This is a genomic window from Aquincola agrisoli, assembly GCF_036621135.1.
Lineage (GTDB): Bacteria > Pseudomonadota > Gammaproteobacteria > Burkholderiales > Burkholderiaceae_C > Aquincola > Aquincola agrisoli.
Genome location: NZ_JAZIBG010000031.1, coordinates 103,234 through 127,229, shown reverse-complemented (window position 1 = coordinate 127,229; position 23,996 = coordinate 103,234). Strand labels below are relative to the sequence as shown.

Here is a 23,996-nt window from a genome sequence, read left to right as displayed (position 1 = left end):
GCCGCCGGCCGGCCTCATGCCGCGACCGAGCCGCGCTCCAGCCGGTCGATCACCGGGCGCAGCGCGGCCAGCACGTCGGCCAGCGGCTGCGCGGCATCGCCGCCCTGCTCGACCGCCTGCTCGAGCACGCCCGCCGCCCGCGAGACGACGGGCAGGCCCAGGGTGCCGGCCACGCCGCGCAGGTCGTGCGCCAGGCGGCGCGCGCGGGGCCGGTCGTCGGCCAGCGCCTGCTCGAACTGGGCTTCGAAATCCCGGTGCGCGTCCCTGAAGCGCAGCAGCAGCCTGTGGTACAGCGCGCCGTTGCCGGCGGTGGCCGCCTCGCCGGCCGCCAGGTCCACCCCGGGCAACCCCGCCAGCGGATGCGCCGCACCGGCGCCGGGCGCCGCCGCGGCCTGCCGCAGCCAGCGCGCCAGCACGTCGAACATCGTGCCGACCTCGATCGGCTTGGCGATGTAGTCGTTCATGCCGGCGGCATAGGCGCGCTCGCGGTCGCTCGCCATCGCGTTGGCGGTCATCGCGATGACGGGCAGCGCCTGCCACTGCGGCTGCGCCCGGATGGCACGCGTGGCCTCGTAGCCGTCCATCACCGGCATCTGGCAGTCCATCAGCACGGCATCGAACGGTTCGCGCGCCAGGCGGTCCAGCGCCTCCTGGCCGTTCTCGGCCACCGCGACGACGAGGCCGGCCGCGCGCAGCAGCTCGAGCGCCAGCTCCTGGTTGATGGGGTTGTCCTCGACGAGCAGCACCCGCCGGCCGGCCAGCCACCGGGCGTGCGCGGCGGCGCCATGGTCGTCGGGCGGCGCATCGGCCGGACCGCCCGGCGCGAGCCCCAGCGCGGCCAGGAAGGCCCGCCGCATGGCCGCCGGCGTGGCGGGCTTGACCAGCACCTCGCGCCGCAGCCCGGCGGCCGGCGCCAGGCGCTCCAGCAGGTCGTCGCGGTTCAGCCCCGTCGCCAGCAACACCACCGGCACCGCGGCGCCGAGCTGGCGCGCGCATTCCAGGCCGTCCATGCCGGGCATCTTCCAGTCCAGCAGCGCCAGGTCGAATGGGCTGCCCGCCTGCGCGGCCAGCGTGACCCGGCGCAGCACGTCCCAGCCGTCGCGGGCGGTCTCCACCACGAACCCCAGGCCGGCCGCCATCTCGGCCAGCACCTGCTGGACGCCCGGGTGGTCGTCGAGCACCAGCAGCCGCCGGCCCTGCAGCTCGGGCACCCCCGCCGCCGCGCCGGCCGCGCCCTGGACGCCGAAGCGGGCGCTGAAGGTGAAGACGCTGCCGGCGTCCGGCGCGGTGTCGACGGTGATCGTGCCGCCCATCTGCTTGACGAGGTGGCTGCAGATCGCCAGGCCCAGGCCCGTGCCGCCGTGGCGCCGCGAGGTGGAGCTGTCGACCTGCTCGAACGGCCTGAACAGGCGCTCGCGCTGCGAGGGCAGCATGCCCGCGCCGGTGTCGCGCACGGCGAAGCGCAGCACCACGTCGTCGCCGCGCTCCAGCACGTCGACGCTGACCTCGACCTCGCCGCGCTCGGTGAACTTGACCGCGTTGTTGCCCAGGTTGACCAGCACCTGCCCCAGTCGCAGCGGGTCGCCCACCAGCGCGGTCGGCACGTCAGGCGGGAGCCGGAACATCAGCTCCAGGCCCTTCTCCTCGGCCTGCAGGCCGACGACGTTGGCCAGGCTCTCCATCACGTCGTCGAGGTCGAACGGCACGCGCTCCATGTCGAGCTTGCCGGCTTCGATCTTCGAGAAGTCGAGGATGTCGTTGATGATGCCCAGCAGCGAGCGCGCGGCGCGCTCGACCTTCTGCACGTAGTTGCGCTGCCGCTCGTCGAGGCCGCTGGCCAGCGCCAGCCGCGACATGCCGAGGATGGCGTTCATCGGCGTGCGGATCTCGTGGCTCATGTTGGCGAGGAAGGCGCTCTTGGCCATCGCCGCCGCCTCGGCGACCTGCTGCGCCTCCTTCAGCTCGGTCACGTCGCGCCAGGCGCCGTTGAACACGCGGGAGCCGTCCGGGTACCGCGCGGTGGTGGTCGACGACTCGATCCAGCGCACGCGCCCGTCCAGGCGCACCCGGAACTCCACGCTGCCGTTGCGGCCGACGCTGTGCAGCTGCGCCGCCTGCGCGCGCAGCCACCCGAGGTCGTCCTCGTGGACGTGGCGCCAGCACCGCTGCGGATCCTGCAGCAGCTCCTCCGCGCTGCAGCCGAAGATCTCCTGCACGCCGCGGCCGACAAAGGTGTAGCGGTCGCTGCCAGGCGTCATCACGCGCTGGAACACCACGACCGGCAGCGAGTTGGCCATGTCGTCGAGTTGCTGCCGGGCCTCCTGCGCGGCACGCTCGGCCTGCCGGCGCTGCAGCACCTGGCGCTGCAGCCGCCGGTTCCACACGAACAGCAGCAGGCCAGCCGCCGCCAGGCTGAGCAGGTACGGCCAGCTCACCACCAGCGACTGCAGCATCGGCGCCTCGACCTGCGAGGCCACCCAGCGCATGCGGATCGCCTGGTGCTCGTCCGGGCTGATCGAGGCCAGCGCGCGGTTGACGAGCGGCAGCAGCTCGGGCCGCACGGGGGAGACGCCGAAGGTCGCGATCTCCGGCGGCAGGTTCATCTCGCCGCGGATCTCCAGGTGCGATACATCCAGGGTCGCCAGCAGGTAGCGGATGACCAGGCCGCTGCCGACATAGCCGTCGGCGGCGCCCGAGAACACCGCGCGCACGCCCTGCTCGGGGCTGTCGACCGGCAGGAACCGGACGCCGGGAACGGCCTCGGACACCAGCCCGTGGCGGGCGTAGCCAGTCTCGGAGGCCAGCACACGGCCTTCGAGGTCACGCGGCGAGCGCAGCGTCGGATCGTCGGCACGCACCAGCAGGTAGTGCCGGCTGCGCAGGTAGCCGTCCGACAGCAGCATCGTGCGCTGCCGGTGCTCGGTCGCCACGACGGTGGGGGCGAGGTCGATCTCGCCGCGCTGCAGCGCCTGCAGCACCGCATCCCAGGCCGGGTAGCGGACCAGCTCGACACGCACGCCGAGCCGCTCGGCCACGGTGCGCAGGTAGTCGGCGCTGATGCCGCGGTAGCCCGACGCGCCCTCGAACTGCTCGACCGGCGGGTACTCGACAAAGTCGGAGCCCACACGCAGCACGCCCGTGCGCTGCAGCGCTCCGCGCTCCGCGTCGGTCATTGCCAAGGGCGCCGCCCACGCCCCGAAGGCCGCGCACAGCCACAGCACGGCCAGCGCACCGGCCGCGGCCATCCGCCATCGCGGCCCGCCCGCGCGCCAAGCTCCCGACAACAGCATGCGGCTCTCTCGTTCCACGCAGAAGAGGGTGACTTTCGATTGTGCACAAGGCGGTGCCCGCCGGGCCCCGCCTGCGGGTCACCCCGAGGGATCGTCGTGGCGCGCGGTCAGGCGCGACAGCAGCCACAGCATCGCCAGGTAGGGCCACAACCACCCCAGCCAGCGCGCCAGGCCGTGGAAGCGGATGAAGCGGCCCTGCTCCCAGGCCTGGAGGCTGGCGGCGAAGTAGGGGTCGGACGGCGCCTGCGCGACGAGCGCCACCATCGCGCTCAGGGCCATCAGCCCCAGCGCGGCCGCCAGCCGCCGGCCCGCCAGCGAGCACAGCATCGCCAGGCCCAGGCCCCACGCGAGCGCCGGCAGGCTCACCGGCGTGAGCCAGCTCAGCGCATGGTCGGGCCCGAAGTTGAGCGCGGTGGACAGCGTGGTGGCGCCGAAGGCCAGCCCCGCCGCCCCCGCCGCGAGCACCACGCGCCGCCAGCCCCGCGCGGTGACCGCGAAGGCCACCAGGCAGGGGCCGAGCAGGCCGAGCGCGATCGAGGCGCCTTCGTGCAAGGGCGACAGCGGCGTGTCCGCCGCGCCGGTGGGTGGCATGAACCAGGCCGGCACGGCGTCCTGCCAGGGCGTGTCGGCGAGTGCGGCCAGCACGACCTGCCGCAGCTCGTCGCCCACCTGGCCCACGCCCAGCGGAACCGGCTGCGGGAACAGCAGGCCCACCGGCCAGAGCAGCAGCAGCGCGATGGCGCCGGCGCTCTGGCGGACGAACCAGCGCTGGCGCATCGCCTGCCAGCGCTCGACCCAGCCCAGGCGGTGCGCCGCGGCGGCCACCAGCATGCCGGCGGCGGCGCCAGCCGCGTTGAGCACCCAGTCGCGCAGCGAGGGCACGCGCGACGCGAGGAAGGTCTGCGTGACCTCCATCGAATACGACAGCCCCGCCGGCAGCAGCACGGCCAGCAGCGCAGCCGCCCACGCCCGGCCGCCGCTGCGCACGACCGCGCCGTACAGCAGCGCACCCAGCGGCAGGTAGCCCAGCAGGTTGGCGACCTCGTCGAAGCGGTCTCGCCAGCGCGGCCAGGGCAGCCGCATCAGGTCGAGGAACTCGTGCCCGGCGGGCCATCGCCACGAACTGAACGGGTACAGGCTGGCGTAGACGATGAGCAGCGCATACACCAGCGCCAGCGGTGTCGCCGAACTGCCCTGGCGGACCGATGCACTGCCCACCACGCTGTCAGAAGGGCTTGACGACGACCAGCACCACGATCGCGATGAACAGCAGCACCGCGCTTTCGTTGAAGACGCGGAACCAGCGCTCGCTGCGGCGGTTGGAGAAGGACTCGAACTTGCGCAGCAGCAGGCCGCAGGCGTGGTGGTAGCCCAGCACGAGCACGACGAACAGCAGCTTGGCATGCAGCCAGCCGCCCTGGACGCCGTAGCCCAGCCACAGCACCAGGCCGAGCAGCAATGCGGGGATGGCCAGCAGCGTCGTGAAACGCAGCAGCCGCCTCGCCATCACCAGCAGGCGCTCCCGTTCGGCGTGGCTGTCGGGCGGCACCTGCGCCAGGTTGACGAAGATGCGCGGCAGATAGAAGAGGCCTGCAAACCAGCTCGCGACGAAGACGAGGTGAAAGGCCTTGACCCACAGGTACGAGGAACTCATCGGGCCATTATGGACAGCGCAAAAAGAAGCGCCCCGGCCAGGCCGGGGCTGCAAAACCTTTTCGCCTATAGCGCCAAGGCACCTGCTCAGGGAGGAAAAGCAGGGAATGGACACCTTGCGGATACCATTCATGTGTGATTTTAGCGGCTTGAACGGCGTTTGTTACAGCGTAGAAACGAGGACAAACCAGCAGGCTGCCGAATCCGCTGCTTGACTTCGCCGCAGAAAGCCGCCCCGTGAGCTCATTCCACCTCCCTCCCCTGCCCCCCTACCCGGCCAGCCGGCCGCGCCGCCTGCGCCGCGACGCGTTCACCCGTGCGCTGGTGCGCGAGCACACGCTGCAGGCGTCCGACCTGATCCTGCCGGTGTTCGTGCTCGACGGGCAGAACCAGGTGCAGGACGTCGCCAGCATGCCGGGCGTGCAGCGGCTGTCGCTCGACCGCCTCTATCCGGTGGCGGAGGAGTGCGTGAAGCTCGGCGTGCCGGTGATGGCGCTGTTCCCCGTGATCGACACCGCGCTGAAGACACCCGACGGCCGCGAGGCCGGCAACCCCGACGGCCTGGTGCCGCGGGCGGTGCGCGCGCTGAAAGACCGCTTCCCCGGCCTCGGCCTGCTGACCGACGTGGCGTTGGACCCCTTCACCACGCACGGCCAGGACGGCCTGATCGACGACACCGGCTACATCCTGAACGACGAGACGCTGCAGGTGCTGACGCAGCAGGCGCTGGTGCAGGCGGAGGCGGGCGTCGACATCGTCGCGCCGAGCGACATGATGGACGGGCGGATCGGCGCCATCCGCGCCGTGCTCGAGGAGCGCCGGCTGGTCCACACCCGCATCATGGCCTACAGCGCCAAGTACGCGAGCGCCTTCTACGGCCCCTTCCGCGACGCGGTCGGCAGCAAGGGCAACCTGGGCAAGGGCAACAAGCAGGCCTACCAGATGGACCCCGGCAACAGCGACGAGGCGCTGCGCGAGGTGGCGCTCGACATCGCCGAAGGCGCCGACATGGTGATGGTCAAGCCCGGCATGCCGTACCTCGACATCGTGCGCCGCGTGAAGGACCAGTTCCGCGTGCCGACCTTCGCCTACCAGGTCAGCGGCGAGTACGCGATGCTGAAGGCCGCCGCGCAGAACGGCTGGCTGGACGGCGAGGCGTCGATGATGGAGGCGCTGCTCGCCTTCAAGCGCGCCGGTGCCGACGGGGTGCTGACGTATTTCGCGCTCGAAGCGGCGCGCCGCCTGCGCCAGGCCTGACCGGGCCGCCGGTCAGTCGACGATAGGGTAGGGGTCGTGCAGCCCCAGCCCGCGCAGTATCTCGCGCTCCCGGGCCTCCATCGCCTCGGCCTCGGCATCGTCCTCGTGGTCGTGCCCCTGCGCATGCAGCGCGCCGTGCACCAGGAGGTGCGCATAGTGGTCGGCGACCGGCAGGCCCATCTCCCGCGCCTCGCGCTCGACGACCGGCGCGCACAGCACCAGGTCCGCGACCACCACCGGCGCGTGCTGGTAGTCAAAGGTCAGCACGTTGGTGGCGTAGTCGCGGCTGCGGAATTCGCGGTTGAGCGCCTGGCCTTCCTCGGCATCGACGATGCGCACGGTGATTTCCGCTGGCCCTCCGAGCGCGGCGCGCAGCCAGCGCATCACCCGGTGCCGCGGCAGCAGCGGCCGGTGGCGCCCGTCGGGTTGCTGCAGCGACAGCGTGATCACGGGCCGTCCCCGCCGTCCGCCGCCTCGTAGGCCTCGACGATGCGGGCGACCAGCGGATGCCGCACCACGTCGGCCGCGGTGAAGCGTGTCATCGCGATGCCGCGCACCCGGCGCAGCACGCGCTCGGCCTCGATGAGGCCGCTGAGGGTGCCCTTGGGCAGGTCGATCTGGCTGACGTCGCCCGTCACCACGGCCTTGGCACCGAAGCCGATGCGGGTGAGGAACATCTTCATCTGCTCGCCGGTGGTGTTCTGCGCCTCGTCGAGGATCACGAAGGCGTGGTTCAGGGTGCGGCCGCGCATGAAGGCCAGCGGCGCGATCTCGATCGTGCCCTTCTCGAACGCCTTGGTGACGCGGTCGAAGCCCATCAGGTCGTACAGCGCGTCGTACAGCGGGCGCAGGTAGGGGTCGACCTTCTGGGTCAGGTCGCCCGGCAGGAAGCCCAGGCGCTCGCCGGCCTCGACCGCCGGGCGCGTCAGCACGATGCGCTGCACCTGGTTGCGCTCCAGCGCATCGACCGCGCAGGCCACCGCGAGAAAGGTCTTGCCGGTGCCCGCCGGGCCGATGCCGAAGGTGATGTCGTGGTCGAGGATGTTGCGCAGGTAGAGCTGCTGGTTCGGCGTGCGGCCCTGCAGGTCGGCGCGGCGGGTCTGCAGCACCACCTCGCCGTCGTCGGGGCCGCCCTGCGCGTCGCCATCGGCGGCCTCCCGCCGCCGGCCTGCGGCGCCCTGCGAGGCTTGCGCGAGGGCGAGCTGGAAGCTCTCCGGCGGGATGGGCCGGCGCGCGCGGTCGTACAGCGACTGCAGCAGCATCACCGCCCGCTCGGCAGGCTGCTTGGGCCCCTCGACACGGAACGACTCGTTGCGGCGGGCGACACGCACGCCGAAGGCGGCCTCGATCGCCCGCAGGTGTTCGTCGAGCGTGCCGCACAGGTTGGCCAGGCGTTGGTTGTCGGGCGGGATGAAGGCGTGTCGGAGGATCAAGGCGTCGGGCTCGGCTTTCGAGAATCTGTTCACATTGTCGCGCCGACGGCCGATCCTCCCTGGACCACGACCGTCCTGCACAATCGTCCATCCATGCCTGCAGTCCGCCTTCGCCCGTCGTATGTCCGCAAGGAGGGGGCCCGGCCCGGCGCCGCCCGGCGCATCGCCGCCGGCCTGCCGCACCTGGCCAGGCCATGGATCGCGCTGTGGCTGGCCTGCCTCCTGGGCCTGGCCTTGGCCCTGCCGGCGGCCGCGGCGCAGTCGCTCACGCTCACCGAGGCGCTCAGCGCCGAATCCGACTCGCTGCTGTTCCCCGTGGCCACCCCGACCTGGCCGGTGAAGCTGCCGGATGACTGGTCCGAAACACGGCCGCGGCACGTCGGGCCCGTGTGGTACCGCGCGGCGTTCAACGCGCCCGGCGTGCGGGAGAGCGGCGCGCTGCTGGGCCTGTTCATCGAGCGCGTGTGCTCCAACGCCGAGGTCTATCTGAACGGACAGCTGCTGCACGTGGGCGGCCGGATGACGGAGCCGCTGACGCACAACTGCCAGCACCCCCAGCTCGTCGCGCTGCCGGCCGTGCTGCTGCGCGCGCAGGGCAACCTGCTGGACATCAAGGTGGCCGGCCATCCGCTGGAACGTGTCGCGTCGTGGCAGCGCGCAGGGGGCCTGTCCGCGCTGCAGGTGGGCCCCTACGAGGAGATGGCCCGCCTGCATGCCACCGAGCATGCGATCGACGTCTCCCTGCCGCAGGCCGCCAGCGCGACGCTGGCGCTGCTGGGCGGCATGCTGCTGGTGCTCGGCCTGGTCAACGTGCGGGAGCGGCACCTGGCGTACTTCGGGGCGCTGTCGCTCGGCTGGGCGGCGGTGACGGCCCGGCTCTGGTGGCGCGACGTGCCGCTGCCGAGCTACGACGCCGAGCTGCTGGTCGTCGCCTGCATGCCGGTGGTGACGCTGGCGGCGGTCCAGTTCGTGCTGCGCTACGGCGGGGTGCACTCGCGGCCGGTCACGGCGGCGCTCTACGCGCAGTGCGTCGTCGTGCCGGCCACGCTGCTGCTGGGCGGGGCCAACCGGCTGCACATGCTGGCCACCTCCTGGTATGCGGTGCTGCTGGTCGAGGTGGCGGCCGCGGTCGGCTGGCTGCTGTGGTCCACCTGGCAGACCCGCCGCCAGCGCATGCTCGCCGCCGCGGTCACGCTGGGGGCGGCCGCGGTGATGGCGGCCCTCGAGATCGCGCAGCAGCGCGGCCCGCTGGCCACCGGCTGGCAGCTGCTGTCGCACATGGCCATCCCGGTGCTCTTCGTGTTCACCGGGTTGCGCCTCACGTCGCAGCACGGCCGGGCGCTGCAGGCGGCCGAAGCGGGCCGCGAGACGCTCGAGCAGCGTGTCAAGGAGGCCACCGCCGAGATCGAGCGCACCTTCGCCGAAATGGCGGAGTTGCGTGTCGAGCAGGTGACGGAGCGCGAGCGCAAGCGCATCGCGGCCGACCTCCACGACGACCTCGGTGCCAAGCTGCTGACCATCGTGCACACCAGCGACAACGAGCGCATCTCGACCCTCGCCCGCGAGGCGCTGGAAGAGATGCGGCTATCGGTGCGCGGCCTCACGGGGCGCGCGGTGCGGCTGATCGACGCGCTGGGCGACTGGCGCGCCGAGGTCGTCTCCCGCCTCGGCCAGGCCGGCATGGAGGGGGAATGGAGTTCACCGACCGACGACGTGCCGCAAGTGCTGTCCGCCCGCGCCTACGTGCAGACCACGCGCATCCTGCGCGAGGCGGTGAGCAACATCATCAAGCACAGCGGGGCGTCGCAGTGCAAGGTGCGCTGCACGATCGCGGAGGGCGACTTCCAGTTCGTCATCCAGGACAACGGCAAGGGCATTCCGCTCGAGCTGGACGGCCGGCTCGACCGCGGCCACGGCATGTCGAGCATGAAACACCGCGCCAAACAGTTACAGGGGCAATGCCTCGTCGAATCTGGACCCGGCTACGGAACCGTGATACGACTCACACTCCCGCTCGAGCCCCATGCCTCAAGTTCGTGAGCGTTCGCCACGATAAGCAGTTCTCCCCCGCCCGCAAGGCCATGCCATGAAAACCATCCTGCTGCTCGAAGATCTGCCCGAGATCCGCGCCTGGCTCAAAGCCCTGGTCATGCAGGTGTTCCCCAACGCCCAGATCTCCGAAAGCGCGCGCGTGCACGACGCGATCTCGCTCGTCCAGGCGGTGCAGTTCGATCTCGCGCTGATCGACCTGGGCCTGCCCGACGGTTCCGGCCGCGACGTCGTCGAGAAGCTGCGCGAGCTGCAGCCCGACGCGCAGTCGGTGGTGGTGACGATCCACGACGACGACGAGCACCTCTTCCCGGCACTGCAGGCCGGCGCCTACGGCTACATCCTGAAGGAGCAGCCGCGCGAGCTGATCACCGAGCAGCTGCAGCGCATCAGCCAGGGCGAGCCGCCGCTGTCGCCGTCGATCGCGCGCCGCGTGATCTCGCACTTCGCGCAGCAGGCCAAGCCGCAGGCCGACCTGATGCCGCACGTGTCGCTGACCGAGCGCGAAAGCGAAGTGCTGCTGCGCGTGGCCAAGGGCTTCACGCTGCCGGAGATCGGCGTGCAGCTGAATCTCTCGCGCCACACCATCGCCGACTACGTCAAGCAGATCTACCGCAAGCTCAACGTGAGTTCGCGTGCCGAGGCGGCGCTCGAAGCGCAGCGCCTGGGCCTGTTCCGCCGCCAGTGACCATGAGGCCGGGATAATCCCGGCCCATGATCGGACGACTCACTGGCGTCATCGCCGAAAAGACCCCGCCGCAGATCCTGATCGACGTGCACGGCGTCGGCTACGAAGTCGATGTGCCGATGAGCACGTTCTTCAACCTGCCCGGCCTGGGCGAAAAGGTCTCGCTGCTCACGCACTTCGTGGTGCGCGAGGACGCGCAGGTGCTGTTCGGCTTCCTCACCTCGGAAGAGCGCGCCACCTTCCGCCAGCTCGTGAAGATCAGCGGGGTCGGCCCGCGCACCGCGCTGTCGATCCTGTCGGGCCTGTCGGTCGGCGATCTGGCGCAGGCAGTGAGCCAGCAGCAGGCCGGCCGGCTGGTCAAGGTGCCGGGCATCGGCAAGAAGACGGCCGAGCGGCTGCTGCTCGAACTCAAGGGCAAGCTGGGGCCGGATCTTTCGATCCCGTCCGCCCCGGTCGACGACACCCAGGCCGACATCGCCCAGGCGCTGGTCGCCCTCGGCTACAACGAGCGCGAGGCCGCGGCCTCGCTGAAGAAGCTGCCCGCTGGCGTCGGCGTCAGCGAGGGCATCAAGCTGGCGCTGAAGGCGCTTTCCTGAGCGCACGCATCCGCGCGACGAAGCTGCGCGCGGCCGGGCCCAGCGGCCGCTCCTTCGACCAGACCACGTCCACCCACAGCGTGATGCCGTTCGACAGGTTCTCGAAGGGCATTTCCACCAGCCGCCCGGCGGCGACGTGCGGCTGCACGAGGCTGCGCGGCAGCCAGCCCCAGCCGACGCCGGCGATCACCAGGTTCAGCGCCGCCAGCGCGTTGTCGGTGCGCCAGCGCTGCCTCGCGAACTCGAAGCGGGTGTCCGCACGCCCCGGATCGCGGCTGGAAACGACGATCTGGCGCGTCTCCGTCAGGTGATGCTCGCAGAGGCCGCCGCCGGCCGGCAGCCCTTGCAGCACCGGGTGGCCGGGCGCCACCACGAGCACGAGCGTCTCGGCATCGATCTCCTCGAAGCCCTCGCGGCCATCGAGGCTCGGGCGCTCGAACACCAGCGCGAGCTGCGCGCGGCCGCTGTGCAGCATCGCCAGCGCATCCGCCTGGGGCGCGGCGAGCACCTCCACTTCCAGGCCGGGGAATTCCGTCGCCAGCGCCTGCAGCACGTGGTTCCAGGGCGCGGTCAGCAGTTCGGGCGCGATGGCAAGCGTCAGCTTGGTCTCCAGCCCTTGTGAAAGCGACAGCGCGTGCGCCTGCAGCTGCCGCGTCTGGGCGACCAGCGCCCTGGCCTGCGGTGCGAGCGACAGCGCGGCGGCCGTCGGGCGGGGCTCGCGGCCGACGCGGTCGAACAGCACCAGCCCGAGCTCCGCCTCCAGGTTGGCGATCGCCATGCTGACAGCCGATGGCACGCGCCCGAGCGCCCGGGCGGCGGCCGAGAACGAGCCGTGGTCGATGACCGCGAGGAAAACCGGTGCCGTGTCGGCGTCGAAGGCCATGATGTTTCAGCTGGACTGAAAGAAGCTGACTTTTTATATCAACTCAGCAGAACTAGAGTGCCCGCCTCGTCAGCACTTCCAGGATCGACCGCCATGCAAGGCCCGCTGCGCCGCGTTGTCTTCATCACCTTGTACGAGGCCATCGCCATCGCCATCGTCGCCGGGGCGCTCGCCTTCGTGTTCGACCAGGGCCTCGGCCACTCCGGCGCGCTGGCGGTCATGAGCTCGATGATCGCAGTGGCCTGGAACCTGGTGTTCAACCACTTCTTCGAGCGCTGGGAGGCGAAGCAGGCCGTGAAGGGCCGCAGCTTCGCACGGCGCATCGCGCACGCCGTCGGCTTCGAGGGCGGGCTGGTGGCGCTGCTGGTGCCCACCTTCGCCTGGTGGCTCGACATCAGCCTGTGGGAAGCCCTGGTCACCGACATCGGCTTCGTGCTGTTCTTCCTCATCTACACCTTCGTCTTCAACTGGGGGTTCGACAAGGTGTTCGGGCTGCCGGCCTCGGCGGCACCGCAGCCCTGCGGCTGAGGCGCGCCGGCGCACGCGGCGGTCAGTGCTTGTGCGCTGCCGCCGCCGGCCCGTTCTGAACGGCCACCTCCACCGTCACCTCGCCGGCCTTCTCGAACCGCAGCGTCAGCGGAAAGCGATCGCCGGCCTTCAGCGGCGCCCGCAGCTCCATCAGCATCAGGTGCAGGCTGCCGGGCTTCAGCTCCACCGGCTTGTTGGCAGGCACGTCGATCGCGTCGAGCTGGCGCATGCGCATCACGTCGCCCTCCATCGCCATCGTGTGCAGTTCGACCCGGCCGGCCACCGGCGTGCTGCCGCCGACGAGGCGGTCGGCCGCCTTGCTCTCGATGCGCAGGAAGCCGCCGCCGGCCTGCTGGCCCTGCACGGTGGGCCGTGCCCAGGGCGCTTCCACCTTCACCGCAGGCGAGGGCTGGGCCTGGGCAGGCGGCATCCAGGCACCCGAAGCGGCGCAGACCAGCAGAGTGAGCAGGACGCGGCGGCCGCGCAAGGTAGTGAATGAGACGTTCATCGGGACTCTCCGGGAAAGCAGGAAGATCGGCCCAGGGGCTGCGCGTCGGGCACACAACGCCGCCGCGCAAGGGCCGCGGCGCGCCATCGCGGCGGGCAGCACGGTCGGTGCAGGTTCAGGCGAAGGAGGGCGGGCCGCGCGACGACGCATGGCGCCACACCGGCAGCCTGCGCGGCGCCTGCGGGCGCAGCGACGGCTTCGTGTGGGCGCGCCCCTCGGGCATGAAGGCCGCCTGCACCGAAGGCAAGGCCGAGGCGAGCGGCTGCCCTGCACAGAAGGGACAGTGTTCGAGCAGGTGCTGCGAGGCGTCGCGCGGCGCCGCCGGCGCACGCCGGGCGCCATCGGCCGAGCAGACCTCGGACCAGGGCGCTGCGCCGGCGGCCAGCGCATGCGACACCATCGGCGCGAACGCCAGCCACAACATCGCGAGCAGCGCGGCCCAGGCCGAGCGGCGCAGCAGTGTGGAGCGGACGGCGGCGTTCACAAGGCGAGGATCTTACCGGCGCCCCGCAGGCCGCTGGCGATAATGGGCCATGAGCATCCAGACCGACGATTTCGGCGCCTCCGCCGCGGCCCCGCGCCGCATGGTCAGCGCCTCGCCGGCCTCGCCCAACGAGGAAGCGATCGAACGCGCGCTGCGGCCCAAGGGCCTGGCCGAGTACGTAGGCCAAGCCAAGGCGCGCGAGCAGCTGGAGATCTTCATCGGCGCCGCCAGGAAGCGCGCCGAGGCGCTCGACCACGTGCTGCTGTTCGGCCCGCCGGGCCTGGGCAAGACGACGCTCAGCCACATCATCGCCACTGAACTGGGCGTGAACCTGCGCCAGACCTCCGGCCCCGTGCTCGAGAAGCCCAAGGACCTGGCCGCCATCCTCACCAACCTCGAGAAGAACGACGTGCTCTTCATCGACGAGATCCACCGGCTGTCGCCCGTGGTCGAGGAGATCCTCTACCCGGCGCTGGAGGACTACCAGATCGACATCATGATCGGCGAAGGCCCGGCCGCGCGCTCGATCAAGCTCGACCTTCAGCCCTTCACGCTCGTGGGCGCCACCACCCGCGCCGGCATGCTCACCAACCCGCTGCGCGACCGCTTCGGCATCGTCGCGCGGCTGGAGTTCTACACGCCCGAGGAACTGGCGCGCATCGTCCACCGCTCGGCCGGCCTGCTGAACGCGCCGATCGACGCGGCCGGCGCCGCCGAGATCGCCCGCCGCTCGCGCGGCACGCCGCGCATCGCCAACCGGCTGCTGCGCCGCGTGCGCGACTACGCCGACGTGAAGGGCAATGGCCGCATCGACAAGCCGATCGCCGATCTCGCACTGGCAATGCTCGACGTCGACCCGCACGGGCTCGACGTGATGGACCGCAAGCTGCTCGAGGCCGTGGTGCACCGCTTCGACGGCGGCCCCGTCGGCCTCGACAACGTGGCCGCGGCCATCGGCGAGGAAAGCGGCACGATCGAGGACGTGATCGAGCCCTACCTTATCCAGCAGGGCTACCTGCAGCGCACGCCGCGCGGGCGCATAGCCACGCTGGCAGCCTACCGGCACCTCGGCCTGGCGCCGCCCGCCGGTGCCGGCGGGGACGACCTCTTCGGCGGCGGGACCTTGCCGGCGCGCTGAACGCCGCCCGGCCTCCGTCGCGCCGCTTGCCGCTCATCGGCGCGCGCAAACCGCTGATCGCCACCGCCTTGCGCACCGACGCCCGCACGCCACGCCTCCAGGCGTGAACGCCTTCACGCCTGGGCGTCGATCGATCGGCAAAAAGCCCCATTCGATCTGCTAGGCCTGTTTTCGCACGCTTTCTCAAGTTCTGCAGGAGGCCTCCGAAACCTAGGATCGAGCCCGGCGAAAGCCCTTCTTGGGCCGCCCTCATCCAGGAACTCCGAGCATGCCGTCCTCCCGCCAGCGTGGCTTCACCCTCATCGAACTCATGGTCGCCGTCGCGATCGTGGCCATCCTGTCGGCCGTGGCGCTGCCGGCATACAACGCCTACGTGATGCGCTCGCGTGTGCCGCCGGCGCTCGATGCGCTCTCGGCCTTCCGCGTGCGCATGGAGCAGCGGTTCCAGGACACCGGCAGCTACGCCAACGGCAATGCCTGCGCCGTCGCCAACCCCGATTTGTCGGGCAACAACTTCACCGTCAGCTGCGCCCTCACCACCGATCCCGCGGGCTTCGTCGCCACGGCCACTGGCAGCGGGGTGATGAAGGATTACGCCTACACGATCAACCAGAACGGCGACCGGGCCACCAAGTCACATCCGAAGGGCAGCAACAGCAGCTGCTGGACCACCAAGGGCTCGACATGCGACAGCTGAGCGCGGCCCCGCAGCGCGGCCTGACGCTGATCGAGCTGATGGTGACGATCACCATCGGTGGCATCCTGATGATGGCGGGCGCGCCGTACCTGGGCGACTACATCCAGAACTCGCGCCTGCGTGAGGCCGGCAACAGCGCCCTGTCGGCGGCGCTGTTCGCGCAGAGCGAAGCGATCAAGCGCAACGGCCGCGTGCGCATGTCGATCGAAGGCAGCAAGGTGGAGATCACCGACCGGGTGGGGTTGGCGTCCGATGCGGCCGGCACGGCGCTGCGCACGCTGACGCTGCCCGACGGGGTGAAGACCACGTCGAACGCCTCGGTCGATTTCGGCAGCGAAGGCCGCACCTGGCCGCTCGGCACCACGCTCACCTTCGGCTTCGCCAAGAGCGGCATCACCTGCTCCACGGAGATCCGCTGCCCCGCCCTCGTCATCGAGGCCGGCGGCGCGGTACGGCTATGCGTCGACAAGACCCACTGCAGCTGACCCGGACGCGGCGTCACGCGCGCGGCGTGACGATGCTGGAAGCGCTGGTCGCGATGGTCGTGCTCGTGTTCGGCCTGTTGGGCATGTCGCGCTTCCAGGCCAAGATCGTGCAGCAGGGCACCGACGCGCAACTGCGCATGGCGGCCATCCAGTTCGCCGACCGGCTGGCCAACTATGCGCTCGCCGGCGGCGTGGCCAACGCCGCCTGCTACACCGTACCGGCCGCCGGAACCTGCGCCAACGCGGCAGCGAAGAAGGTGGCCTCCGACTGGGCCGCCGAAGTCGCCGCGGCGCTGCCTGGCACGGTGACGGCCACGTCCGCCATCCTGAACGGCCGGCTGACCGTGACGATCGGCTGGACCGGCAAGGGCGTGGACGCCGCGGACGACAAGGAAGCACGCCAGCGGCGCGTGGAGGTGGTGACCGATGTGCGCTTCTGATCCACGGCGCCGGCAACGGGGGCTCTCGATCGTCGAGCTGATGATCGGGATCGTCATCTCGCTGCTCGTGGGGCTCGCCGCCAGCAACAGCGCGCTGGTCTTCTCGGCGATGCAACGCCAGGGGCTGAGCGCCGGCAGCGCCGTCGTCAGCGCCACCACGACGCTGTCCGCGCTCAAGGAAGACGCCGCGCAGGCCGGGCTGGGGTTCTTTGGCAACGGCCAGTACCTCTGCAACGCGCTGAACCTGCGGGTCGGCACCACCGACCACAGCCAGGCGCAGTTTTCGCCGCTGCGCGTGACGCGCAACAACGGCCAGGACCAGATCGACATCTTCTACGCCACCAACGTCGCCGGCGGCGCCAACGTGGCGCTGCAGACCCCCTCGGCCTTGAACTGGGCGGAGCTGCGCAGCTACCTGCCCGTCGACGCCGGCCAGGCCGTGCTGCTGGCGCCAGAGGCGCCGGGGGTGCCCTGCACGGTCCGCACCGTGACGGCGCAAGCCAGCTCGACCGAGACCACGCCGCAGCGGCTGACGTTCGATGCGGCCGGCGCGCACAACCAGGGCGCCGCCTTCGCGTCGCCGGCGCTGTTGCCCATCGGCTCGCGCGTGTCGCTGCTTGGCAGCATCGAATGGCACCGGTATGCGGTCGTCGACGGCAACCTGCAGTTGCAGCGGCCGATGGAAACCGGCGCCAACGCCAACGCGGTGCTGGTGCGCAATGTCGTGGCGCTGCGCGCGCAGCTGGGCGTGATGGCGACCGCCAACGGACCCACGACGGTCGATGCCTGGGTGCCCCCGACCACCAAGGCGCCCAGCGGCGCGGACTGGGGCAACCTCGCCGCCGCGGACATCGGCCAGGCGCGTGCGATTCGCATCACGCTGCTGACGCGCAGCCCGCAGCCAGAGAAACCCGAGCCGCGCGGCTGCACCGCCACGCCGACCGCGCCCCGCATCTGGGGCGAGGAGATCACCCCATCCAACGTGGGCAGCACGCCGTGGCAGTGCTACCGCTACCGCACCAGCGAGGTGGTGGTGCCGCTGCGCAACTGGATCATGGGGCTGTGACGATGAGGCACACCCTTCACCGCCGCCGCGCACCGCAGGCCGGCGTCACGCTGATCGTCGTGCTCGTGCTGCTCCTGGTCATGCTGCTGGGCGGGCTGTCGATGGCCCGCATGAGCGAGGTGAGCACCTTGGTCGCCGGCAACGTCACGTTCAAGGAGCGGGCGGTGCAGGCCTCGGAGGTCGGCATCAACACGGCCTTCGCAGCGATCGTCGCCCTGCCGAACGACAACGGCAACCAGGGCTCCTGGTACGCGGCGCGCCGCCAGGACGCCGACGAGGACGGCCTGCCGGCCGTGGACTGGGACAGCATGCCGCGCGTCACGGTGGGCAGCCACAACGAATTCGAAGTCCGCTACTTCGTCGACCGCCAATGCGACATCGAGAACGTGATTAACAGCAAGCGGGAGTGCCTGCTGCGCGAAGCGCCTCCCAACGGCAGCGCGAAGGTCTGCCAGGACGGCGACGGCGCGTGTGATCTGGACCCACCCGCCGGCCGGCAGTTCCGCATCACGGTGCGTGTCACCGGACCGAAGGACTTCCGGACCTTCGTGCAATCGCTGGTGACCAAGGGCTGACCGGCCGACGCACCGCCTGGCTTGCTCCTTGTGGAGTGCATTTCCCATGAAACACATCGTCCGCTTTGCCCTCTCCTGCCTGGCCTCGGCAGGCCTGCTCTTCGGGGCCGCGGCGTATGCGACCGACGTGTCCAAACGCCCGCTGAAGGTCGACATCAACGTGAAGCCGAACGTCATCTTCGGGATGGACGACTCGGGCTCGATGGACTGGGAGATCCTGCTGACGGCCTACAACGGCATCCTGAACTGGGACACCACGAACTACACGTACTGGAGCGGCGGCAAGTTCCTGACGAAGGGCTCGTACTACATGAGCTACCTGTTCCCCGTGGGCACCGGCACCGGGGGCGCGCAGTACGCCGACAGCAATTCGCTCGGCAAGGCGGTGCCGCCGTCGCCGCAGTTCGCGGCGCTGCGCTCGAGCAGCTACAACCCGCTTTACTACAACCCCAGCGTCACCTACGCCCCCTGGGCCGCCGCCTACCATGACGGCGCCACGCAGACCTATGGCGACGCCACGCCGACGGCCGCCAAGTCGCACCCGGCGCTGAGCGGCTCGCTGACGATGAACCTGACGGCGAACCAGACCGCCGACTTCTACTACCGGCCCGGCATGCGCAAGCCGGACGACAAGCTCGCCACCAGCTCCTCGTGGATCTCCACGACCTACTACCCGGCGACCTACTGGGTGGTCGATGCCGGCTGCACGGCGGTGGACAGCTGGTCGAGCAGTTGCATCAAGGCGCCCGACGGCACCAAGCTGCGCAAGATCGAGATCAAGTCGGGCAACACCTTTCCGTCGGGCCGCAGCTATGCCAATGAACTGCAGAACTTCGCCAACTGGTGGAGCTACTACCGCAAGCGCAAGCTGATGCTGGCCGGCGCCATGGGCACGGTGCTCGACGACCTGACGGGCATGCGGCTGGGCGTCGTCGGCTTCAACCGCCTGAACGACGTGACGATGTACGACGCCGATGCCGCCGACAGCGCCAGCAACCGGCGGCGCGTGGCGGGCGCGTTCTACACGAACGCCGCGGACGGCGGCACGCCGACCTCCGCGACGCTCAACCACATCGGCAAGCAGTACATGACGAACAACAACGTCATCCAGTACTCATGCCAGCGCAACAACGTCTTCCTGGTCACGGACGGTTTCGCCAACGACACCTACACGCCGCCGGCCTATGACGCGGCCAAGTTCGGCAGCGGCTTCCCGTACCAGACGACGACGGCCAGCTCGATCGCCGACGGCGCGCTCGCCTACTTCACGCTCAACCTGCGCAACGGCCGCACCACCTCGGGCGCGGGCAAGCCGCTGTCCGACGGACGCGTGCCGCTGACCAACCAGAACGTCAAGAACCCGGACACCAACACCAACCTGCACATGAACACCTACGCGATCACGCTGGGTGCGCGCGGGACGATCTGGCCGGGCATCACCGACCCCTTCGCGAACACCTTCAGCTGGCCGGCCCCGGTGGCCGAAACGGCCACGTCGATCGACGACATCTGGCACGCGACGATCAACGGGCGCGGCCAGATGTACGTGGCCGACAACCCGCAGCAGGCGGCGATCAACATCCGCAACGGGCTGACGGACATGATCAACCAGACCGGCGCGCAGTCGGCGATCGCGGTGAGCACGCTCAACCTGGCGCGCGGCGACCAGCGGGCCTACCTGGGCTCGTACACCACCGGCAGCTGGGGCGGCGACATCACGGCCAACATGCTCAACACCTCGACGGGTGCCGTGACCGACGTGATCTGGTCGGCATCGGCCCAGTTGGCGGCCCGCACCGAGGCACGGGTGATCAGCAGCTACAAGGCAGCCTTCACCGAAGCCGCCGTCGGGGCCCAGGTCAGCGCCACGTCGACGGGCCGTGCGGCGCTGTTCAACTACCTGCGCGGCGGCCGCACCGGCGAAGGCAGCACGTACCGCGCGCGCACCAGCGTCATCGGCGCGGTGACGGGCGCCAAGCCCTTGGTCTCGGCCTCCGACAAGGTCGTCTACGCCGCCACCGGCGAAGGCATGCTGCATGCGTTCGACACCGAAACCGGCAAGGAGCTCTGGGCCTACGTGCCCGGCCTGGTGCTTGGCGGCATGGCGCAGACGGCGGCGCGCAACTACTACTTCGAGACGCTGCTCGACGGCACGCCGAGCCTGGCCTCGTTGTCGTCGTCCCAGCGCATCCTGGTGGCGGGACGGGGTGCCGCAGGCGCCGGCTACTACGCACTCGATGTCAGCAACCCCCGCGAGGCGCTGAACGAGGACAGCCGGGGCAAGAAGGCGCTGTGGGAGATCGGCCACGGCGGCAGCTTCACGCTGGGCCAGTCGGTCGGCCGTCCGCTCGTCGTCAAGACCAAGACCTATGGCTGGGTCGTCCTGCTGACGCAGGGCTACAACGGCAGCAACGATGCCAGGGGCCGGCTCTATGTGGTGGATGCCCTGACGGGCGCGCTGCGCACGACGCTGACCGTGGCCGACGGCTCCTCGGGCGATCTCGGCCTGGCCCAGATCAGCGCGGCCAGCGAGGCGGACGGCACGGTCGCTCACGTGTACGGCGGCGACCTGCTGGGCAACCTGTGGCACTTCGACCTCGACAAGGGAACCGCCGTCCGGATGGCCAAGTTCACGCTCGGCGGCCAGGCGCAGCCCATCACGACGGCACCCGAGATCGTGATGATCAAGAAGCAGCGCGTGGTGCTCGTAGGCACCGGCAAGCTGCTCGGTGCCAGCGATTTCAACGCGACGTCGACGCAGAGTTTCTACGCCGTGAAGGACGACGGCGTCGAGATCGCGTCCGACAAGACACGTTCGACGCTGCTGGTGCGCACCATCACGACCGAAGGCAGCAAGCAGACGCTCACCGGCGCCGACCTCGACTGGGCGAAGCACAAGGGCTGGTATTTCGACCTGCCCAATGCCCTGCAGGTGACGGCGGACCCGACCGTCGCCTACGGTGCAGTGGCCTTCACCGGTAACAAGACCAACACGGCCGACTGCTGGGCCGCCTCGTCGCTCTTTGCCTTCGACTTCTCGACCGGCAAGAACGTCGGCAAGTCTGAATGGGCGATGGTGACGCTGAGCGAGCGCGACATCTCGTCGCAGGCGCTGATCTTCAACACTGACAAGGGCAGCGAGAGCGACGACGGGGACGACGGCGAGCCCAAGAAGGACAAGGACTGCATCAACACGCACCTGGGCAACAACGCGACGAACTGCCAGGAGTTCGAGCCCGACAGCGGCATCGCCAGCCGCAGGAACGCCTGGCGCCAGGTGCGCCAGGGCGATCGGTAGCCGTCGCCGCGTTACGGCGCGGCCGCGCCCGCGTCGCGGCCCGCCAGCTCCAGGTGGCCGGTATCGCTCCAGCCAATCAGCGTGAGCCCGCCTTCGCTATGCAGCAGCCGGTTCACGCTGGCGTTGCCGACCTGCCAGGTGCGGGGCGCGTCCAGCGCGATCCGCGTCGCTGCCCGGTACAGGCAATCCAGCGCGCCGCCATGCGACACGATGGCGATGCTCTGGCCGGCGTGGCGCAGCGCGATGCGCCGCACCGCCTCGACGATGCGCTGGTAGAAGGCTGAAAGCGTCTCGCCGCCCTCGGGGCCGAAGTCGGCGTCGCGCCGGCGCCAACGCAGCGCCTGGTCGGGCCAGCGCTGCTCGATCTCGTCGAAGCTGAGGCCCTCGAAACAGCCGAACTGGCGCTCACGCAGGGCGGCATCGCGCAGCACCGGGATCCCCCTGGGCCGTGCGAACGCCAGGGCGGTGTCGTAGGCGCGGCCGAGGTCGCTGGCGTAGACCGCATCGAGCGGCTCTTCGGCCAGGGCCACGGCGAGGCGCTCGGCCTGCCAGCGGCCGTTGGCGTTGAGGGCGATGTCGGTGTGGCCCTGGATGCGCGAGCCGACGTTCCAGTCGGTCTCGCCGTGGCGAATGGCGATCAGCCGGGTGGCTTGCTCGCTCACGCGCCGACCAGCCGACGGTTGAGGGTGTAGGTCCCCGAGTGCATCACTTCGCCCAGCACGTGCGGCGTCAGGGCCTGCCTGACCTGCGCGCCGGTGAACGCGCCCTCGACGCCGAGCCGCTCGACGGAAAGCGCATACAGCGTGAACACGTAGTGGTGCACGAGCGAATCGTTGAACGGCGGGAACGGGCCGTCGTAGCCGAAGTACTGTCCGGCCATGTCGGGATTGGCGGCGAACCAGCCGGTGTAGTCGTTCAGGCCGTGGCGGGCCCCGTGCAGCGTAGCGGGCCCGGGCTTGCCGCGCGGGGTGAAGCCATTGCTGAACTCCCCTTCGGCGATCTGGGTGAGCGAAGGCGGAAGGTCCACCAGCAGCCAATGGAAGAAATCGACACGCGGCAGGTCGGCGGGCACCTCGCGGTCGGCCTGGTTGACGTCATCGCCCCGGCTGGGCACGTCGAAGTCATGGCAGATCAGCACCAGCGAGCGGGTGCCGGTCGGCAGGTCGCTCCAGGCGAGGTGCGGGTTCACGTTGTCGGAAAAGCCCACGCCGCCGGCCGCGTCCAGGCGTCCGGCCGCGTACCGCGCGGGGATCCGGTCGCCATTGGCCCAGCTGTTACTCCACAGTTTCATGTCGCGCTCGCTCCCTTCGTTGCTTTTTAGACACCCCAGACCACGTCGGCGCCAGCGCGCTCGCTGCGCTCCAGCATGTCGATGAGCGGCCACACGCGCTGGCGCAGGGACACGGCGCCTTCGCGCCGCCCGGCGGCCGGTTCGTCGGCACCGTCCGCCTCCTCGCCCTCGGCAGCGGCAGCGGCGTCGCGCCGCTGCGCCTCTTCCTGCTCGACCGCCGCGCGCAAGGCCGCAATGGCAGGCTGCATCGCAGCCACCTCGATGATGCCCTTGGCAGCCGGCTCCCGGCCGAGCAGGCGCAGCACCTGGTCGCCGTTGGGGCCCATCATGATCACGTCGCTCGCCGCCTTCGACTTGAACTTGTAGATCATAGGTAGATGTACTCGCGGTTGAACGGAAATGCCGATTGTGCCCCGCGCATCACACCGGTCTCCATGTGCCCGTCGGGGCGCACCGCGAGCATCTGGTGCAGCGACAGCCAGCCGCGCTCGAAGCTCATCGCGCTGCCGGCCAGGTAGAGGCGGTACGCCCTGACGATGCGTTCCTCGGTGAGCCGGCGCGCCTGGGCCAGGTGCTCCTCCAGCCCGTCGGACCAAGCCCACAGCGTGCGGGCGTAGTGAGGGCGCAGGTTCTCTACGTCGACCATCTCCAGGCCGCTGTCCGCCAGCGCCCGCAGCACATGCGACACGTGCCGCAGCTCGCCGCCGGGGAAGATGTAGCGCTCGACAAAATCGCCGATGCCCGCACCGAGCTGGTGGTTGCGCGTGCCGCCCGCGGTGATGCCATGGTTCATCAGCAGGCCGCCCGGCCGCAGCAGCCGCCAGAGCTTGCTGAAATAGCCGGGCAGCTGCGCATGCCCCACGTGCTCGAACATGCCGACCGACGAAATCTTGTCGAACGGCTGGTCCTCGGGGAGCAGCCGGTAGTCCAGCAGCTGCATCTCCACCCGGCTGCCGAGCCCCCGTTCTTCGATCAGCCGGTTGACGTGCGCGTGCTGGTGGCGCGACAGCGTGATGCCGGTGGCCCTCACGCCGTAGTGCTCGGCGGCCCAGAGCAGCAAGCCGCCCCAACCCGCGCCGATGTCCAGGAAGCGCTCGCCGGGTTGCAGCATGAGCTTGCGGCAGATGTGGTCCAGCTTGGCTTCCTGCGCCTGCGCCAGCGTCAGGTCGGGCGTCCGGTAGTAGGCGCAGGAGTAGACGCGGCGCGGATCGAGCCACAGGCCGTAGAACTCGTCGGAGACGTCGTAGTGGAACTGGATCTGGCGCTCGTCGGCCTGCAGGCTATGGCGTGCGAGTGACTTGCCGCGTCGTACCACGCCGCGCCACCACGCCAGCGGCGCCGGCACCGACGACGCGCTGTGCGTGGGATCCGCGCTGAGCAGCTCGGCCGCGGCGGCCATCACATCGCGCGGCCGGCCCTCGATCTCGATGCGTCCGTTCACGTGGTCCTCGGCGACCAGGCCGATCTGCCCGGTGGCCAGATGGCGCAGCGGACCCAGCTCGTTGAGGCGCAGCGTGAGCGAGGCCTCGTCGGGGCCGAGGCGGCGGCCGCCGGGCAGGTGGACGGCCAGAGGCACGGGCAGACGGGCCAGCTTGGCTTCAACAACATTCTCAAGCGGGTTCATCGGAGTGCGGGTA

Annotated in this window: 24 protein-coding genes; 12 read left to right on the top strand and 12 right to left on the bottom strand. The window is 70.4% G+C overall.

What is annotated here, in order from left to right:
• Positions 1–14: 14 nt before the first annotated feature.
• The 3 genes from V4F39_RS16235 to V4F39_RS16225 all read right to left on the bottom strand — a co-directional run bounded on the left by V4F39_RS16235 (position 15) and on the right by V4F39_RS16225 (position 4,944).
• Positions 15–3,290 carry a response regulator gene (locus V4F39_RS16235; protein WP_332290742.1) on the bottom strand — a complete coding sequence of 1,092 codons (3,276 nt, stop codon included), beginning with the start codon at positions 3,288–3,290 and terminating at the stop codon, positions 15–17.
• Positions 3,291–3,368: 78 nt separating this feature from the next.
• Positions 3,369–4,508 (bottom strand): VanZ family protein, encoded by a 1,140-nt coding sequence (locus V4F39_RS16230; protein WP_332290741.1) that lies wholly within the window; start codon positions 4,506–4,508, stop codon positions 3,369–3,371.
• A 7-nt stretch (positions 4,509–4,515) separates the two neighbouring features.
• A complete protein-coding gene (locus tag V4F39_RS16225) occupies positions 4,516–4,944 on the bottom strand; it encodes a CopD family protein (RefSeq protein ID WP_332290739.1) in 429 nt (142 codons plus the stop codon).
• Between the two features lie 236 nt (positions 4,945–5,180).
• Between V4F39_RS16225 and hemB the strand changes: the two genes are divergently transcribed.
• Positions 5,181–6,200, top strand: coding sequence for a porphobilinogen synthase (hemB, locus tag V4F39_RS16220; protein WP_332290737.1), 1,020 nt, complete (start codon positions 5,181–5,183; stop codon positions 6,198–6,200).
• A 12-nt stretch (positions 6,201–6,212) separates the two neighbouring features.
• On the opposite strand, the gene ybeY is transcribed toward hemB, so the two are convergent.
• Both ybeY and V4F39_RS16210 read right to left on the bottom strand, forming a co-directional pair.
• A complete protein-coding gene (ybeY, locus tag V4F39_RS16215) occupies positions 6,213–6,650 on the bottom strand; it encodes an rRNA maturation RNase YbeY (protein WP_332290735.1) in 438 nt (145 codons plus the stop codon).
• Positions 6,647–7,633, bottom strand: coding sequence for a PhoH family protein (locus V4F39_RS16210; protein WP_332290734.1), 987 nt, complete (start codon positions 7,631–7,633; stop codon positions 6,647–6,649). The genes ybeY and V4F39_RS16210 overlap by 4 nt, the downstream gene beginning before the upstream one ends.
• Positions 7,634–7,726: 93 nt before the next feature.
• Here V4F39_RS16210 and V4F39_RS16205 point away from each other — a divergent pair, with 93 nt between their 5' ends.
• Genes V4F39_RS16205 through ruvA form a run of 3 tightly spaced genes read left to right on the top strand, consistent with a single transcriptional unit; the run spans position 7,727 to position 10,966 of the window.
• Positions 7,727–9,673, top strand: coding sequence for a sensor histidine kinase (locus V4F39_RS16205; RefSeq protein ID WP_332290733.1), 1,947 nt, complete (start codon positions 7,727–7,729; stop codon positions 9,671–9,673).
• A 46-nt stretch (positions 9,674–9,719) separates the two neighbouring features.
• The gene (gene embR / locus V4F39_RS16200; protein ID WP_332290731.1) at positions 9,720–10,370 is read left to right on the top strand and encodes a response regulator transcription factor EmbR; all 651 of its coding nucleotides are present in this window, start codon (positions 9,720–9,722) and stop codon (positions 10,368–10,370) included.
• A gap of 26 nt (positions 10,371–10,396) precedes the next feature.
• Positions 10,397–10,966, top strand: coding sequence for a Holliday junction branch migration protein RuvA (gene ruvA / locus V4F39_RS16195; RefSeq protein ID WP_332290729.1), 570 nt, complete (start codon positions 10,397–10,399; stop codon positions 10,964–10,966).
• Here ruvA and V4F39_RS16190 read toward each other — a convergent pair.
• Positions 10,938–11,849: a LysR family transcriptional regulator gene (locus V4F39_RS16190; RefSeq protein ID WP_332290727.1), complete on the bottom strand. Its 912-nt coding sequence runs from the start codon at positions 11,847–11,849 to the stop codon at positions 10,938–10,940. The two genes, ruvA and V4F39_RS16190, sit on opposite strands and share 29 nt — an antisense overlap.
• 93 nt (positions 11,850–11,942) lie before the next feature.
• On the opposite strand from V4F39_RS16190, the gene V4F39_RS16185 reads away from it, so the two are divergent.
• A complete protein-coding gene (locus tag V4F39_RS16185; protein WP_332290726.1) occupies positions 11,943–12,377 on the top strand; it encodes a PACE efflux transporter in 435 nt (144 codons plus the stop codon).
• Between the two features lie 22 nt (positions 12,378–12,399).
• Here the strand turns inward: V4F39_RS16185 and V4F39_RS16180 are convergent, their stop codons facing one another.
• Together V4F39_RS16180 and V4F39_RS16175 are read right to left on the bottom strand one after the other, a co-directional pair.
• On the bottom strand, positions 12,400–12,885 hold the full coding sequence (locus V4F39_RS16180) for a copper chaperone PCu(A)C (protein ID WP_332290724.1): 486 nt from the start codon (positions 12,883–12,885) through the stop codon (positions 12,400–12,402).
• A 115-nt stretch (positions 12,886–13,000) separates the two neighbouring features.
• Positions 13,001–13,369, bottom strand: a complete 369-nt coding sequence (locus V4F39_RS16175) for a DUF2946 family protein (RefSeq protein WP_332290723.1) — start codon at positions 13,367–13,369, stop codon at positions 13,001–13,003.
• Positions 13,370–13,418: 49 nt separating this feature from the next.
• Between V4F39_RS16175 and ruvB the strand changes: the two genes are divergently transcribed.
• From ruvB to V4F39_RS16140, 7 genes are all read left to right on the top strand, one after another.
• The gene (gene ruvB / locus V4F39_RS16170; RefSeq protein WP_332290722.1) at positions 13,419–14,507 is read left to right on the top strand and encodes a Holliday junction branch migration DNA helicase RuvB; all 1,089 of its coding nucleotides are present in this window, start codon (positions 13,419–13,421) and stop codon (positions 14,505–14,507) included.
• A gap of 268 nt (positions 14,508–14,775) precedes the next feature.
• Positions 14,776–15,204: a type IV pilin protein gene (locus V4F39_RS16165; protein WP_332290720.1), complete on the top strand. Its 429-nt coding sequence runs from the start codon at positions 14,776–14,778 to the stop codon at positions 15,202–15,204.
• Entirely contained in the window at positions 15,192–15,689 is a 498-nt protein-coding gene (locus V4F39_RS16160; protein ID WP_332290719.1) for a GspH/FimT family pseudopilin, read from the top strand. Before V4F39_RS16165 ends, V4F39_RS16160 begins: the two co-directional genes overlap by 13 nt.
• The gene (locus V4F39_RS16155) at positions 15,662–16,129 is read left to right on the top strand and encodes a type IV pilus modification PilV family protein (RefSeq protein WP_465251526.1); all 468 of its coding nucleotides are present in this window, start codon (positions 15,662–15,664) and stop codon (positions 16,127–16,129) included. The genes V4F39_RS16160 and V4F39_RS16155 overlap by 28 nt, the downstream gene beginning before the upstream one ends.
• Positions 16,116–17,195, top strand: a complete 1,080-nt coding sequence (locus V4F39_RS16150; RefSeq protein ID WP_332290716.1) for a PilW family protein — start codon at positions 16,116–16,118, stop codon at positions 17,193–17,195. The genes V4F39_RS16155 and V4F39_RS16150 overlap by 14 nt, the downstream gene beginning before the upstream one ends.
• A gap of 2 nt (positions 17,196–17,197) precedes the next feature.
• Entirely contained in the window at positions 17,198–17,770 is a 573-nt protein-coding gene (locus tag V4F39_RS16145) for a PilX N-terminal domain-containing pilus assembly protein (RefSeq protein ID WP_332290714.1), read from the top strand.
• Between the two features lie 46 nt (positions 17,771–17,816).
• Positions 17,817–21,068, top strand: a complete 3,252-nt coding sequence (locus V4F39_RS16140; RefSeq protein WP_332290712.1) for a pilus assembly protein — start codon at positions 17,817–17,819, stop codon at positions 21,066–21,068.
• A gap of 11 nt (positions 21,069–21,079) precedes the next feature.
• Here V4F39_RS16140 and V4F39_RS16135 read toward each other — a convergent pair whose 3' ends face one another.
• From V4F39_RS16135 to V4F39_RS16120, 4 genes are read right to left on the bottom strand one after another with little or no spacing between them, the layout of a single operon-like run.
• Positions 21,080–21,730: a histidine phosphatase family protein gene (locus V4F39_RS16135; RefSeq protein ID WP_332290711.1), complete on the bottom strand. Its 651-nt coding sequence runs from the start codon at positions 21,728–21,730 to the stop codon at positions 21,080–21,082.
• On the bottom strand, positions 21,727–22,359 hold the full coding sequence (locus V4F39_RS16130) for a YbhB/YbcL family Raf kinase inhibitor-like protein (RefSeq protein WP_332290710.1): 633 nt from the start codon (positions 22,357–22,359) through the stop codon (positions 21,727–21,729). The genes V4F39_RS16135 and V4F39_RS16130 overlap by 4 nt, the downstream gene beginning before the upstream one ends.
• A 26-nt stretch (positions 22,360–22,385) precedes the next feature.
• Positions 22,386–22,730 carry a DUF1840 domain-containing protein gene (locus tag V4F39_RS16125; RefSeq protein ID WP_332290709.1) on the bottom strand — a complete coding sequence of 115 codons (345 nt, stop codon included), beginning with the start codon at positions 22,728–22,730 and terminating at the stop codon, positions 22,386–22,388.
• Positions 22,727–23,983 carry a class I SAM-dependent methyltransferase gene (locus tag V4F39_RS16120; protein ID WP_332290708.1) on the bottom strand — a complete coding sequence of 419 codons (1,257 nt, stop codon included), beginning with the start codon at positions 23,981–23,983 and terminating at the stop codon, positions 22,727–22,729. The genes V4F39_RS16125 and V4F39_RS16120 overlap by 4 nt, the downstream gene beginning before the upstream one ends.
• Between the last annotated feature and the right edge of the window lie 13 nt (positions 23,984–23,996).

What these genes read in the sequence shown, in the direction of transcription:
- V4F39_RS16235 (WP_332290742.1), bottom strand. Translation starts at nt 3,290, where the DNA reads ATGCTGTTGTCGGGAGCTTGGCGCGCGGGCGGGCCGCGATGGCGGATG.
- V4F39_RS16225 (WP_332290739.1), bottom strand. Translation starts at nt 4,944, where the DNA reads ATGAGTTCCTCGTACCTGTGGGTCAAGGCCTTTCACCTCGTCTTCGTC.
- V4F39_RS16205 (WP_332290733.1), top strand. Translation starts at nt 7,727, where the DNA reads ATGCCTGCAGTCCGCCTTCGCCCGTCGTATGTCCGCAAGGAGGGGGCC.
- embR (WP_332290731.1), top strand. Translation starts at nt 9,720, where the DNA reads ATGAAAACCATCCTGCTGCTCGAAGATCTGCCCGAGATCCGCGCCTGG.
- ruvA (WP_332290729.1), top strand. Translation starts at nt 10,397, where the DNA reads ATGATCGGACGACTCACTGGCGTCATCGCCGAAAAGACCCCGCCGCAG.
- V4F39_RS16190 (WP_332290727.1), bottom strand. Translation starts at nt 11,849, where the DNA reads ATGGCCTTCGACGCCGACACGGCACCGGTTTTCCTCGCGGTCATCGAC.
- V4F39_RS16185 (WP_332290726.1), top strand. Translation starts at nt 11,943, where the DNA reads ATGCAAGGCCCGCTGCGCCGCGTTGTCTTCATCACCTTGTACGAGGCC.
- V4F39_RS16180 (WP_332290724.1), bottom strand. Translation starts at nt 12,885, where the DNA reads ATGAACGTCTCATTCACTACCTTGCGCGGCCGCCGCGTCCTGCTCACT.
- ruvB (WP_332290722.1), top strand. Translation starts at nt 13,419, where the DNA reads ATGAGCATCCAGACCGACGATTTCGGCGCCTCCGCCGCGGCCCCGCGC.
- V4F39_RS16165 (WP_332290720.1), top strand. Translation starts at nt 14,776, where the DNA reads ATGCCGTCCTCCCGCCAGCGTGGCTTCACCCTCATCGAACTCATGGTC.
- V4F39_RS16160 (WP_332290719.1), top strand. Translation starts at nt 15,192, where the DNA reads ATGCGACAGCTGAGCGCGGCCCCGCAGCGCGGCCTGACGCTGATCGAG.
- V4F39_RS16155 (WP_465251526.1), top strand. Translation starts at nt 15,662, where the DNA reads ATGCGTCGACAAGACCCACTGCAGCTGACCCGGACGCGGCGTCACGCG.
- V4F39_RS16150 (WP_332290716.1), top strand. Translation starts at nt 16,116, where the DNA reads ATGTGCGCTTCTGATCCACGGCGCCGGCAACGGGGGCTCTCGATCGTC.
- V4F39_RS16145 (WP_332290714.1), top strand. Translation starts at nt 17,198, where the DNA reads ATGAGGCACACCCTTCACCGCCGCCGCGCACCGCAGGCCGGCGTCACG.
- V4F39_RS16140 (WP_332290712.1), top strand. Translation starts at nt 17,817, where the DNA reads ATGAAACACATCGTCCGCTTTGCCCTCTCCTGCCTGGCCTCGGCAGGC.
- V4F39_RS16130 (WP_332290710.1), bottom strand. Translation starts at nt 22,359, where the DNA reads ATGAAACTGTGGAGTAACAGCTGGGCCAATGGCGACCGGATCCCCGCG.
- V4F39_RS16125 (WP_332290709.1), bottom strand. Translation starts at nt 22,730, where the DNA reads ATGATCTACAAGTTCAAGTCGAAGGCGGCGAGCGACGTGATCATGATG.
- V4F39_RS16120 (WP_332290708.1), bottom strand. Translation starts at nt 23,983, where the DNA reads ATGAACCCGCTTGAGAATGTTGTTGAAGCCAAGCTGGCCCGTCTGCCC.